The 13,558-nt window shown below is 46.8% G+C and carries 11 protein-coding genes; 8 read left to right on the plus strand and 3 right to left on the minus strand.

Going from position 1 to position 13,558, the window contains the following annotated elements:
- Positions 1 to 108: 108 nt before the first annotated feature.
- Positions 109 to 1,887 carry an ABC transporter ATP-binding protein gene (locus AC0YNT_RS25820; RefSeq protein ID WP_475807180.1) on the minus strand — a complete coding sequence of 593 codons (1,779 nt, stop codon included), beginning with the start codon at positions 1,885 to 1,887 and terminating at the stop codon, positions 109 to 111.
- Positions 1,874 to 3,649: an ABC transporter ATP-binding protein gene (locus tag AC0YNT_RS25825; RefSeq protein ID WP_475807181.1), complete on the minus strand. Its 1,776-nt coding sequence runs from the start codon at positions 3,647 to 3,649 to the stop codon at positions 1,874 to 1,876. The genes AC0YNT_RS25820 and AC0YNT_RS25825 overlap by 14 nt, the downstream gene beginning before the upstream one ends.
- 346 nt (positions 3,650 to 3,995) lie before the next feature.
- Between AC0YNT_RS25825 and AC0YNT_RS25830 the strand changes: the two genes are divergently transcribed.
- The gene (locus AC0YNT_RS25830) at positions 3,996 to 4,760 is read left to right on the plus strand and encodes an aminoglycoside adenylyltransferase domain-containing protein (protein ID WP_475807182.1); all 765 of its coding nucleotides are present in this window, start codon (positions 3,996 to 3,998) and stop codon (positions 4,758 to 4,760) included.
- A 478-nt stretch (positions 4,761 to 5,238) separates the two neighbouring features.
- Here AC0YNT_RS25830 and AC0YNT_RS25835 read toward each other — a convergent pair whose 3' ends face one another.
- Entirely contained in the window at positions 5,239 to 6,099 is an 861-nt protein-coding gene (locus tag AC0YNT_RS25835) for an SDR family oxidoreductase (RefSeq protein ID WP_475807183.1), read from the minus strand.
- A gap of 162 nt (positions 6,100 to 6,261) precedes the next feature.
- Here AC0YNT_RS25835 and AC0YNT_RS25840 point away from each other — a divergent pair, with 162 nt between their 5' ends.
- The 7 genes from AC0YNT_RS25840 (at position 6,262) to AC0YNT_RS25870 (ending at position 13,543) form a co-directional block, all read left to right on the plus strand.
- On the plus strand, positions 6,262 to 6,858 hold the full coding sequence (locus AC0YNT_RS25840) for a TetR/AcrR family transcriptional regulator (protein ID WP_475807184.1): 597 nt from the start codon (positions 6,262 to 6,264) through the stop codon (positions 6,856 to 6,858).
- 150 nt (positions 6,859 to 7,008) lie between these two features.
- Complete coding sequence (locus AC0YNT_RS25845; protein ID WP_475807185.1) at positions 7,009 to 8,148, plus strand: GerAB/ArcD/ProY family transporter; 1,140 nt, start codon at positions 7,009 to 7,011, stop codon at positions 8,146 to 8,148.
- Positions 8,138 to 9,712 carry a spore germination protein gene (locus tag AC0YNT_RS25850; RefSeq protein ID WP_475807186.1) on the plus strand — a complete coding sequence of 525 codons (1,575 nt, stop codon included), beginning with the start codon at positions 8,138 to 8,140 and terminating at the stop codon, positions 9,710 to 9,712. Before AC0YNT_RS25845 ends, AC0YNT_RS25850 begins: the two co-directional genes overlap by 11 nt.
- A gap of 4 nt (positions 9,713 to 9,716) precedes the next feature.
- The gene (locus tag AC0YNT_RS25855; protein WP_475807187.1) at positions 9,717 to 10,817 is read left to right on the plus strand and encodes a GerAB/ArcD/ProY family transporter; all 1,101 of its coding nucleotides are present in this window, start codon (positions 9,717 to 9,719) and stop codon (positions 10,815 to 10,817) included.
- Entirely contained in the window at positions 10,814 to 12,049 is a 1,236-nt protein-coding gene (locus AC0YNT_RS25860) for a Ger(x)C family spore germination protein (RefSeq protein ID WP_475807188.1), read from the plus strand. The genes AC0YNT_RS25855 and AC0YNT_RS25860 overlap by 4 nt, the downstream gene beginning before the upstream one ends.
- A 4-nt stretch (positions 12,050 to 12,053) precedes the next feature.
- The gene (locus AC0YNT_RS25865) at positions 12,054 to 12,308 is read left to right on the plus strand and encodes a hypothetical protein (protein WP_475807189.1); all 255 of its coding nucleotides are present in this window, start codon (positions 12,054 to 12,056) and stop codon (positions 12,306 to 12,308) included.
- A 236-nt stretch (positions 12,309 to 12,544) separates the two neighbouring features.
- Complete coding sequence (locus tag AC0YNT_RS25870; RefSeq protein WP_475807190.1) at positions 12,545 to 13,543, plus strand: LysM peptidoglycan-binding domain-containing protein; 999 nt, start codon at positions 12,545 to 12,547, stop codon at positions 13,541 to 13,543.
- Positions 13,544 to 13,558: the final 15 nt, after the last annotated feature.

Here is a 13,558-nt window from a genome sequence, read left to right on the forward strand (position 1 = left end):
CTCCTTCACCATTGATTTCCTTACTGTAACCAGCGAGGTGCCAAATTATGTGATTTGGCATACAAAAGGGCCCCTGAGCTTAGATAAGATCAGGGGCCCTGCTTATTGTTAAATAGCTTCCATTTTTTGAGCGGAATACAGCTTGTAGTATCTGCCGCGCTGCGCCATCAGTTCGTCATGCGAGCCTGATTCGGCAATGCCTTTATCAGCTACATACATGATACGGTCGCAGTTCTTAACGGTGGAGAGGCGATGCGCGATGATGAACGAAGTCCGCCCTTTGAGCAACTCGTTCAAACCTTTCTGCAGCAAGCGCTCAGTCTGCGCATCAATGGATGAAGTAGCTTCATCTAGAATGAGGATACGCGGATTGGCGAGCAGTGTACGGGCGAAAGAGATCAGCTGACGTTGTCCTTGGGACAGCTTCGAGCCGCGTTCATTAACCTCTGTCATATAGCCATTCTCGAACTCACGGATGAAATCATCGGCACAAACCGTTTTAGCTGCAGCGATAATTTCTTCTTCTGTAGCATCGAGCTTGCCGTAACGAATATTGTCCATGATTGTACCAGAGAAGATGAAGCTGTCCTGCAGCATGATACCCATTTGGCTTCGCAGCGATTTGAGCTTCATCTCCGCAATATCATAGCCGTCGATAAGAATCTTACCACTTGATACGTTATAAAAACGTGAGATCAGATTGACGACCGTTGTTTTCCCCGCGCCGGTTGGACCAACAAGTGCGATACTCTCACCAGCCTTAATATCGAAGCTTAAGTTCTCCAGTATGTTGTGGCCTGGATCGTAGGCGAAGGTCATATCCTCGAACGTTACCCGTCCTTTGATCGGAGGAAGTTCTTTGGCCTTAGGCACATCACTTACGGTCACCGGCTCATCCAGCGTCTCGAAGATCCGTTCCAGATAAGATACGGCATTGATAAAGCTGTTATATAAGTTAGAAATGTTAAGAATCGGCTGCCAGAAGCGTGCCGCGTAGCTGCTCATAGCAAGAATGACGCCGAAGGTGACCTCTTGAGGACTCAGTGCCAGCAAGCCTACGAAATAGATGGAGGTCGTTACTAGCGTTGTCAGGTTATCAACTGAGAACGGTACTAGGAAGTTGAAATACATTGTTCTCATCCAAGCTTGGCGATAGTTGACGGACAGGCGGGTAAAGATTCCTTCATTACGTTGTTCCCGATTGAAGATCTGAGTAACGCGAATGCCGCTGATACTTTCCTGCATGTATGCATTCAAGTTGGAGCTCTTGTTGGATACGGCCTGCCATGCCCGGCGCTGCTTGGTCTTGATGAGCAGCATAATGGCAATAAAGATAGGCAGACCACCAAGGATGATAAGTGATAGTCTGGCATCGACGGCGAACATAAAGATACCAATGAAGAGCAGGTTCAATATTTCAAGGATAAGGTTGATGATACCGTTGGAAAGTACATCTGATACAGAGTTGACGTAGTTGACGACCCGAATCAGAATCTTACCTTGCGGACGATCATCATAATATTGGAACGGCAGCTCTTGCAAATGCTTGAACAGATCCGTACGGATATCAAAGATGATATCCTGCCCGACACGGGTCATCATCCGTGAGCGGATGGTAGCCAGAATAACGCTGACAACGATGGTCGCAAGCATAACCACTGACCATAGGACCAGCCCTGATTTGTCCTTCGCAGGAATGGTGTAGTCGACAACATGCTGCATGATAAGCGGTGCAGAGAGTGCGATACCCGCTGACAATGCACTTAGCACGAAAGCGATGATCATCGGCTTTTTCTGACGTTTGATGTAGATGAGTGCACGTTTGAAGTGCCGTATATTAAAGGGTGACTCCAAATTCTCGTCGATGTCGAATTTATTTCTTGCCATGAGCGGTCACCTCTCTTTCGATGCCTTCGTTCTGCAGCTTGAATACGCCGTAATAGTAGCCGCGGTTCGCCAATAATTCGGCATGAGTGCCTTCTTCAATGACACGGCCATTGTCTAGAATTAGAATACGATCAGCATGAGCAGTCGTGGACACACGCTGAGCAATGATAATTTTCGTACAGGAGAATTCCAGTTCATTAAGGCTTCGCTGAATATGCTCTTCTGTCTCGTTATCTACAGCCGAAGTTGTATCGTCGAGAATCAGAATAGGAGGCTGTACGGCCATAGCACGGGCCAAAGCTATACGCTGCTTTTGTCCACCGGAGAGGCCTACGCCACGTTCGCCAACGACAGTATCATAACCTTCTGGCATCTTGCGGATAAAATCATCTGCGGCGGCGAGCTTAGCGAACTTCGTCACTTCCTCTTCCGGCATATCCGGATCGCCATAAGCAATGTTGCCATCAATGGTATCGGAGAACAGCAGGACATCCTGTGTAGCTACCCCTATATTGCTGCGGAGTTCATCAAGCTTCAGCTTGCGAACGTCGGTACCGTCCACTAAGACGCGGCCCTTGCTCACGTCATAGAAGCGTGGAATAAGATTAATCAGCGTCGTCTTGCCTGAGCCTGTTGCTCCCATGATGGCGATCGTCTCACCCGGCTCAACGGTAAAGCTGATATTTTCCAGAACAGTTGCGCTGTCGTATTTGAAGCTTACGTTGTCGAACTGGATGCGGCCCTTAAAGCGAACTGTTGAGGAACCTTTATGCTCGTTAACAATTTGAGGCTGGGCATAGTAGACATCGACGATTTTGCTAAGGCTGGCAAAGAACCGCTGAATATCATTAATGATAATACCGATATTCCGCATCGGGTTGGACAGACCCCAGATCAACGCGGAAAAGGCCGAGAATTCACCAAAGGTAATACGTCCGTCCATAACTAGCAGGCCGCCGGCGAGCATAAGGATGACGTTAAAGGCTTGTGAGAGAGTCTCCAGATACGGGAAGTAATCAAGCCATACCAAAGCGGCTTTCTTGTTCGCCGTGGAATAATTAATATTCTTCTCGGAGAATTTCTGAATCTCGAATTCTTCCCGGGCAAATGCTTTGACGACACGGTTGCCTGCGATATTTTCCTGAGTCGTTGTATTCAGCTGTGACAGCCGCTCCCGAAGGTCGATATACATCGGGCGTACGCGTCTGGCGAAAATAAACGCTACGATAAAAATTGGCGGCGACAGAAGAAGCAGCCATAAGGTGAGTCCAACGTCGATGAAGAAGAAGTAGGCGACCGCTGCTAGGAATACCGTCAGCGACTCGATAATCGTCTTAATGATCCAAGCCATGGAGTGACGCACCATATCAAGGTCACCTGTCATCTTGGTCATCAGATCCCCGGTACGGTTGCGGTCGTAATAATTCATGTCTTGTCCTTGGATTTTGTTGTACAGATAAATCCGGACACGGTACAGCATGTTCTGTGATGCGCGTTCGTACAGCAAGGTTGTAAAATAGGCCAGACCTGTACGCAGCAGGGAAAAGCCGATCATGCCAATACAAAGGCCGATCAGCAGCGCCCGTTTATCCGTCAGATTTTGAACGGCATTATCGCCTGCGATAAAGGTATCGACAATGCGCTGACCAATGTACGGGTTAATAATCGTAAGCGAGGAGCCTACGACCGATAGGCACAACGCGAGAATATACCGTACACGGTCGCCTTTCAAGTTCTGCCATAACCAATTGAGTTGAAACATCTGATCACCAACTTTTTAGTGTGTGGATTTCCGAATTTCAGAGAGAACAGCCCTCCCTCCTCCTTGGATAGGAACATCCAATGGAATAGAGACGGCTCTTCCTTGAATTGAAAACTATGGAGATTATATCACGTTTGCATGGAAAGTAAGTGGGATTTTTTATGTTTACATGAGGAATTTCTATTGACGATATTTATGGGTTGTTTGTGTGCAAATAGCAAGTTGAAACTACGAAAATAACTGACAACTTATTCAATTTATTTACATGGTATACTTTGTAAGTAGTTGTTTTTACCATTTTACGATGGGAGAACATCATGGACTATATATTGAAGGCGGGTATTATATGAATATAGACACTTACTTAGCTAAAATGGTGACCACCTTTCAGAAGGTTTTACTGGATAACCTGTCTGGCATCTACTTGCACGGATCGCTTGCCATGGGATGTTTTAATCCGGATAAAAGTGATTTGGATTTATTAATTGTTGTGAAGAACAGGTTATCAAAAGACGAACAAAAGGCGATGACAGAGCACTTGTTAATGCTCCATGATGAATGGCCAAGTGGACGGGGAATTGAGCTTAGTGTGGTCTTAGAAACTTATGTACGCAGCTTTGTTTATCCGACTCCATTTGAATACCATTACTCTGATTATCATCGTCAGCGGTATCAATCAGATTCGGATTACCTTTGCGGCGGGTTTGAGGATCCAGATCTAGCTGCACATTGTACAGTCATCTATCATAGGGGGATTACCCTTTACGGCAGTCCCATTCGAGAACTATTCCAACCCGTAGAGCGTAAATATTATGTACAGTCCATACTTAATGATATTGGAGATGCTTCTAAAGAAATTGTGGACCAGCCGATGTATTATTCTTTGAATTTGTGCAGAGTTCTCTTGTATTTGCGGGAAGGTACCATATCCTCCAAGCTAGAAGGGGGAGAGTGGGGATTGCGCACATTGCCGAGCAAGTTCCATTCTATGATTAACAAATGCTTAGAGGCATACAACGGTAGAGGTGGGGGAAATAAGCTGGAGTTTGATAACAAGCAGTTAGTCGAGTTTGCCGAGTATATGCAAAATGAAATCCATGAATTTCACTGATCCCCATTCATAAATAAAGCCTCAAGCTGGCTTGCCATATATTTAGGGCTGAACGGTGTTTTTCTTTCAGCCACCAAGAGACAATTCCTAGGTTAGAGGCGGCAACAATCTCGGGACGGACGCGGAGCGGGAGGCGTCCTTTTGTTTTTTATCCTCATCCCACATTGATGTGGAGTTCGGCTTAAACATTCTGCCGGTTGCTGGTCTAACCCCAGATAAATCAAACTTCAAGCTGTTCTCTCGATAATAGAAAAATAATGGGCTACACCATTGGGTCATTGATATGACTATGGGCAGCCCTTTTTTATTTGGGTTAAGCAGCAACCTACGCATTCGAATGTTCTTCCGATCGCCATTGCTCGGGGATTCCTATGAATCAACGAGTTAAGGTTGGAATCCCCGAGCAAAAGCGAACGCTGACGCTTCTACAGAATCATTCGAATTGCTCCGTTTGCAATTAACCAGGTTCATTTTATGATTAACCAAGTGATAGTGATGTCTTCAGCACATCTCGGAAAGTCAGTGGCGCACGGCCGATGAGCTTAGCCAATGTGGAATCTGTTCGTGCGAACTCCCCTTTGCGGCTTGCGAGGAAAATACCGAGCAGCAGATCTGCCCGTTCTTCGGGAAGGCCATAGGAAATCAACTGGTCACGATACTCTTCATCCGATATAACAACCCGGCGGATTGGACGTCCTGTCAGTTCCGATGCTACCGCGGCGATGCCTTCCAGGTCCAGCATCTCAGAAGACGTCAGCACGGGGGTCACGCCGTCAATAGGCTGCTCAGTAAGCAGGATTGCCGTTAGTTCCGCGAGATCGGAGTGGGAAGTCCAGGCAACCGGGCCGTCTGCCGGAGCTGCCAAGATTCCTGTCTGAATGGCTTGGCCAAGCAGCATAATGCCCGAAGCGGTGTAAAAGCCGTTACGAAGAGAAGTGTATGGTATTCCTGAGGCTTGCAGCATCTCTTCGGTGGCTGCATGGTCTACCATTGGGGCGAAATGCGAAGTATGTGATGAGCCCATCTGGCTTGTGTAGAGAATACGGACGGCTCCAGCTATCTTCGCTGCATCAATAGCTGTTTGATGCTGACGGATCGTTGCCTCTCCCGAGCTGTCGGAAGAAACAATAAGAACCTGAGATGCTCCCTCGAAGGCATTGGCAAGACTTGCAGCATCATCGTAGTCTCCTCTGCGGACTCGTACTCCTCGTTCTATAAGTGCTTGTGCTTTAGTCACATCGCGGACACTCACGCCAATCGTCTCTGCTGGTACTCGCTTAAGTAATTGATCCACTACGGCCCGTCCTAGCTGTCCGTTTGCTCCTGTTACAATAATCATCTCTATCATCCTTTCCTGTGTTGCTTAGCCATCGTCATACACGGCATAATGAAAGGATAAGCGGATTTCATTAGCCGAACAATCAGCAATAGAGAGCTATCGTTGTGTAGACAACAGATACCTGTTTCTGTCGGTTTTGTATCCTGAAGAGTGAGGTAGAATATGCCTGTTAATCCAAATGACCCACGAGTGAAACGTACGAGGCAGTTGATGATGATTGCCTTCATGGAGCTGCTCGAGCAAAAGAAAAACATTTACTCCATATCGATTCAGGATATTACGAATCAAGCGACTGTCAATCGCGCCACCTTCTATGCGCATTTCGAAGATAAGAATGCTTTTCTGGAATGCTGGATGAGAGAGAAGTTTCTGATGATCATGAAGGACAAATTGCCCGACCTTAGAATTACGGGGATGAACAGCCTTCAAATTATTATTCAAACCGTATTCGAGTTTCTAATTCGGTTCAGGCAATACATGACGCCCGGCGATAATCAATTTGAACCGCTGTTTGAAATCGCCATGCATAAGGAGCTTGATCAACTGCTGCTTAGGTGGTTGAAGGAGGAGCATCGCGCATCGAGCTCCGAAGAAATGCTGGAAACGACTGCTATGGTCATTAGCTGGGGTATATTTGGGACAGCTTTGCAGTGGAGCCGTAATCCTCAGCGAAGGTCAGTGAACTTGATGGTGCGGGAGGTAGTGGAGGTTGTTGCAGCAGCCGTGGCTCCAGTCATGGCAGATGCAGAATCCGTATAAAAAATAAATGCATAACGATTGAAGACATGGAGAGCGCTCCATGTCTTTTTTATATCCTGGCCTTTTCTTGCTAATGCATTTTTTTCCACCCGGCTGTGCATGATAAGGAAACCAAAACTGGGCACGTCGCGTGAAAGGGGGAGATAAGTCATGGTGACGCTGAGGCAGATGGCTTCGACGGTCATATTATTTTTGATCGGTAGCTCCTCCTTGTTTGCGCTCGGAGGTAAGGCTGAGAAGGATGCCTGGATGTCCGTTTTTATAGGGGTGTTAGCCGGGCTGGTACTGCTTAGCTTAGTGACTTTGCAGATTCAAAAGCTGGAGCCGGAGAAGAACCTTATTGAAATTTATAAACTGTATTTCGGCAAAGTCATTGGCTTCGCATTTGGTTTCATCTATGTCATCTACTACTGCTACAAGTGTATTCGTAACGTTCGTGAGTTTGCGGACTTGTCTATTATGCTCCTGCTCTCGGATACGCCTTTATCGGTCGTTATGCTCATCATCTGTCTGATTGGCGGCTATGCGGTAATGGGAGGGCCAGGTGTATTCTTCCGGATGGTTGAAATGCTGCTGCCTGTTCTGCTGTTGATTTATATAGTGCTGTATATTCTGCTGATCAGCTCAGGGCTTATTGATTTTAACCGGCTGCTGCCGTTCTTGGAGAAGGGATTCAAGCCGGTCTGGGACGCCGCCATTCCTGAGATTATTTCGTTTCCGTTTGGTGAAATGGTGTTGTTCCTCATGTTCTGGCGTTATGTTGAGTTTAAGCAGTTCAGCCAAGTTATGAAAATGACGATCAAGGGCTATTTATTCGCTGGGGTGTTCATTACCTTTATGAATGTAGTCATTATCTCCAGTCTTGGATCGTTTGCCGGCTGGAGTACTGTCCCACTGCTTCAAGCAGCAACCTTTATTTCAATTGGCAACGTATTTGAGCGGATTGATCCACTTGTAGCCCTGCTCTTTTTCACTGCCGTGTATGTCAAATTGACTGCCTACTACTTGGGCGCTTCACTCGCCCTTGCTTATTTGCTCGGCATCTCGCTGCGGATAGCTGCGATTCCGGTCGGGCTTGGTATATTCATCGGCTCGTTTTGGTTCAAGAGCTATATGCATCAGGTTAACGTAGGCTTCGAGCAAAACTTGAAGTATCACTTTCCAATTTTCCAAATGCTTATACCAGCTGTACTGCTGATCGTTATGCTGTTAAGAAAAGGTGTACGCTCTGGCAGGACTCATAAGCAACCAAGCCATCCATCTAGTGAGGAAAGCAACCATGCCAAATGATAAAAAAACCAAACAATCCGAGGCGGAAGCTCCACAACAAGAAAAGAAACCCGAGCAAGTGCTCATTCCCGATTTGGACATTAATATTGAACGTCTGCATCGCTTTCTAGGCGGTGGCGCGGATATCGTATGCCGTACCCTCCAGCATCGTTCATTTGATAATGCCCGTTATGCACTGCTCTATATTGATGGCATTGTAGATGGTGTCTCACTTAACACGATGCTGCTTGGTCTACTTGATGATGCCAATCGATATATCGAAGGCGGAGTGGAGTCGAGCCTTTATCATCATCTAACCGAGCGGGTGATCGCAAACGGCAAGCTTGGCGAGGTCAATTCGATCAATAAAGCATGCTATGCGATGCTAGAAGGAAGCACCATTCTTGTTGTAGATGGCAGCCTTCGGGCCATTATTATTGATACAACCGGAGGCAAGTCCCGAGCGGTGGAGGAGCCAAGCAGCCAGACTGTTATACGGGGACCAAAAGAAGGCTTTACCGAAAATTTGCGGACCAATACTTCACTTATCCGTCGAATAATTAAGTCACCAGACTTACGTTTTGATTACAAAATGATAGGACATCAGACGAGGACAAATATTGCGATCGTCTATCTGGAGGGGATCGCAGAGGTTGAGGTTATTAAGGAGGTTCACCGCAGGCTAGATGCCATCGATATAGATGGCGTGCTCGAGAGTGGTTATATTGAAGAATTTATTCAGGATAGGGCCTTTACGCCATTCCCTCTCCTCCAAAATACGGAGCGTCCAGATGCGGCATGCGCGGGTATATTAGAAGGCCAGGTCGTTATTATGGTGTCGGGAACACCGTTTGTTCTTCAAGCTCCGGTAACCTTTGTGAAGTTTTTTCAATCCAGCGAGGATTACTACCAGCGATATGATATTGCGACATTTCTAAGGATTATTCGGATGGCCTCCTTCTTTATCTCCATGCTGCTGCCATCCCTGTATATTGCCATTACCACCTTCCATCAGGAGATGCTGCCGACCTCGCTGCTCATTAGCTTGGCTGCACAGCGCGAGGGTATTCCGTTTCCTGCATTGCTTGAAGCTTTCTTGATGGAGATCACCTTCGAGATATTACGGGAAGCAGGCGTTCGAATGCCGCGCATTATCGGACCTGCTATTTCGATTGTTGGGGCGCTCGTACTTGGTCAAGCTGCGGTTCAAGCCGGTATTATTTCGGCAGCAATGGTTATTGTCGTATCGTTTACGGCGATCGCGAGCTTTGTAATTCCCGCAGTAAATATGGGGATAGCTGCGCGGCTTATCCGCTTTGTTCTTATGATACTCGCGGGGACATTTGGTTTGTTTGGCATCATGTCGGGACTTATGATTCTGCTTGCTCACTTGTGTGGCTTACGTTCATTCGGCAAGCCGTACATGATGCCTTTTGCACCGTTTGTTGTGTCGAATTTGAAGGATGTGCTGGTCCGTGTACCTTGGTGGGCGATGCGCAATCGTCCAAAAAATATTGCAAGCAAGAAAAACATAACAAGGGCAGGTGCCGGGCAGAAGCCTAGCCCTGATCAGGAAGGAGCCTAGAGCTATGAAACCCGCTATTTCGACCATGCAGACAGTTGCCTTAATCCAAAGCACCATTACGCCTACAATGGTACTAGAGATGCCAAGCATGATGGTCAGCATTGCTCACCATGATGCATGGATTTCAGGTGTTATAGCGGGCATAGTTGGTATCCTTATGGCTCTAGTCATAGCGGCTATAAGCAAGGCCAATACTGGGCAGCCCTTTGTCGAGTGGATGGAGAGCTGCTTTGGCAAGCCTATTGGGATTGCTATTGGTTTACTGATAGGTCTTTACTATTTCAACTCCTTTTGTGTTATTGTGAAAATTTTCGTTAATTTTGTTTCGGATATTGTACTTGATGAGACTCCGCTATTTATGCTGGCAGGCTTGATGGTAGCGGTATCTGCCTTTACGGTCTTTCAGGGGATAGAGGCAATTGCACGCTCTGCTTTTATGGTGCTGATACTGATTCTAATTGTTTTGCCGGTATCCATCTGTATCCTATACACAGATATTGACTTCAAGAGGCTGATTCCCTTGTTTGATACCAGCGCAGCAAGAATGTCGATTGCGTCCTTCCCTCCAATAGGAATTCTATCTGAAGTGTCAATTTTGCTGTTATTGACTCCTTTAATGAAAAAACCAGAATCCGTTGTGCGGGTAGGAATAATGGGTTCGATCCTTGGCTCTCTACAGTTGGTGATAGTTATTTTATTGGCATTAACCATCTTTGGACCGCAGCTCGTCCCATTGATGTCCTATACCTTTGTTAACGTCATGGCAATCGTAGAGGTCGGTGAATTTCTGGAGCGGATAGAAGTTTTTACGGTGTCCGTCTGGTGTTTGACGATGTATATCAAATTAGCTGTATTTCTGTTTGCAGGGGTGCATTGTTTGACCCGTTCTCTTCGCTTGAAGAGTGAACATCATGTGCTGCTCGGGTTAAGCCTTCTTGCCGTCGTGACGACGCTGGGCGAATGGCCGCGTAATATGGAGGGCGGTTATATGAACTTGGTTAATATGCCGCAGTTGATCATCATGAATATTGCGCTGCCCCTATTAATTGCCCTGGGACTTTTGATAACACGGGGGAAAAGGAAGCAGGGGGGGCAGAAACCATGAGTATTCTTGTTATTAAACGTACAGCTTGTGCTGCTCTGTTACTGTTCATAGCTTTCGCAATAACAGGCTGCTGGAACCGAATCGAGCTGAATGAGATAGCTATTACATCGGCAACCGGAATCGACTGGGATGGTGAGAGCTGGATTGTATCGTATCAGGTCGTCATACCCGCAGCGATTTCTACGGTAACAGGCGGTTCAGGGGGCGGAGGACCAAAGTCGCCTATTATTGTGTACTCCACAAAGGGCAAGACGATTCGTGATGCGATTATGCACAGCTTTTCCGAGAGCCCCCGCAAGCTGTTTTTCGCCCATAACCGGGTCGTTGTGATTGGAGAAAAAGCGATGAACCGCGGGGTTAATGAGCTTATCGATGTCTACTTCCGCAATTCGGGTTCAAGGGAAACGGTAAGCGTGCTCGCGACTCCCGGCACGGCTAGACGGATCATGGAGCAGTTCATGCAGCTGCAGGCTATTTCGGGTGCAGGAATGAAAGAAATTATTTTATCCGAAATGAAGAACACTTCTATTCTGCCGAATATTCCGGTATACCAGCTGGCAATGGAACTGACTGGCGATGCCAAAAGTGCAGTAGTACCGGAAATCTTCGTATCAGGAGCGGGGGATACCTCTTCCCTGGATTCGTTCAGCAGCACTTCCATTCCATCCAAGCTGAAGCTCGGGCGCCTGGCTGTGATGAAGGATGACAAAATGATAGGCTGGATGAGCCGGAAAGAATCGCTTGGTGCTGCTTATTTGCGTGATAGTGTACAACAATCCTTCATAGTTGTTCCTTGTGAAGATGGAAAAGGAAAGAAAGGATATGATACGGTTCAAATCTTAAAGTCTTCAACCCAGATTATTCCTAAGCTGCGCGGAAGCAAGCTTACCTTTACGGCAGATGTTGATGTCTCTGGGACATTAATGGAATCCAATTGCGCGCAGGATCTATATAAGCCCGGTGTAATTGAAGGGCTGGAGCAAGGTGGAAAAGTGCAGATCAACTCCTTGCTCCAGGATGCTTGGAAGAAAGGTCAGCAGATGAATGCCGATATATTCGGGGCCGCAGAGAAAACGCATCGTAAATACCCGAAGCAATGGAAAGAGTGGGGAAAGAACTGGGATGAAGTTTTTAAGGAGGCACCGCTTGAGACGAAAGTAAAGTTTCGAATGGCTCGAATGGGACTCAGCAATAAATCATTTCAATATTTGATGGACAAAAGGGAGAAGTGAGCCTATGCGATACTTGGTTTTTCTCATAGTGCTGGTGTATGTCGCGCTGCTCATAGCAGGCTGCAGGCCGCTTACTCGCAAGAGATGGTACAAGGATTTGGTCGTCTATATCGTGCTGTTGACCTGGAGTGGTGTTTTAGCTATTGGACTTGTCTTGGATTGGCAGGTATCAGCAGGCACCACCGTAACTTTAATGAACAAGAGTGTGGAACCTTTAAGAAATATGATGCTGTCCATGTTCAGCTGGGGGATGGAATAGTCGTAATGGGACTTTGTTCCTTTGTTGCAAGTAGGCATATCAGCAGAGTAGTGATACCAAAGAAACCCGTAGTGTACGGGTTTCTTTTTTTATTTGTCCTACGTTTGTATCATTTATGGGGTTCCTCTGACGAATGAGAAGGAATTATGACGAATAGCATCGAATCTGATGAGCCGCAATTATTCTGTCATAAGGTGTGATCATCGTTGAGTAGGCAGTTGAAGTGGGTCTTTTGTATGATTATTGTTATGATGGCCGTGGTAAGTTACCCGGGCAGCTCAGGCGCCGCAGAGGAAAACAAAAACAAAGAGTCCTCTATTAGTGTTCCGTACACAGTGAAGCCGGGGGATACGTTGTTTGCCATCTCCAAGAAGTATTACTTGACCGGCCAATATGAGCAGGTAGCAAAGGCTAATGGTCTGGATCCAAAAGCCGGCTTAAAGGCTGGAGCTGTCCTCAAGTTAAACAATCCGCTGGTCCTGGATTACTATGCGGTACAGCAAGGAGATAGCGTTTATGCCATTACGAACCGTTATTTCAACCGTACGAAATATATGGACGCCTTAATGACTTACAATGGGATAACGTCTCCGGATACCGGATTGAAAATCGGTATGGCACTCCGGATTCCGCTTCCGTCAGGAGAAGGGAAACATACGGTGTTAAAAGGGGATACCTTGTATAATCTGTCGGTACGATATTTCAAAGCGCAGGACTATCAGCAGGCCATCGTCCAGGCAAATGGAATGGATGCAGCCTCCAGCAAGATCCAGGCGGGAGATGCTCTGCAAATACCAAACCCGTATTATATGACCAAATCCGAAAGCAAGGCTGCAGGGACTATTCCGGCCAAGCTATCCATTGATATCGACATTACCAAGAACAAGCTCTATGTGAAATCCGGCGGAACGGTTAAAAAGAGCTTTAATATTGCCAGCGGGAAAAAGGCAGGTCTAACGCCAACCGGAAGTTTTGAGATTATGACGAAAATAGAAAATCCCTGGTATTCCGCTAAGGGAATTCCCGGCGGCGATCCTAAAAATCCACTAGGAAGCCGATGGCTGGGGATCAGCGTTCCGAATACACAAGGGACGAGGTATGGGATTCACGGGACGAATGCTCCATCGTCGATTGGTACGAATGCCAGCGCCGGATGTATTCGGATGTTAAATGAAGATGTAGAGTGGTTGTTCGATACGATACCGAATGGTACTAAGGTTACGATTCATAAATGAATTTGAACAGCAGGA

The sequence above is a fragment of the Paenibacillus sp. J22R56 genome (assembly GCF_056269375.1).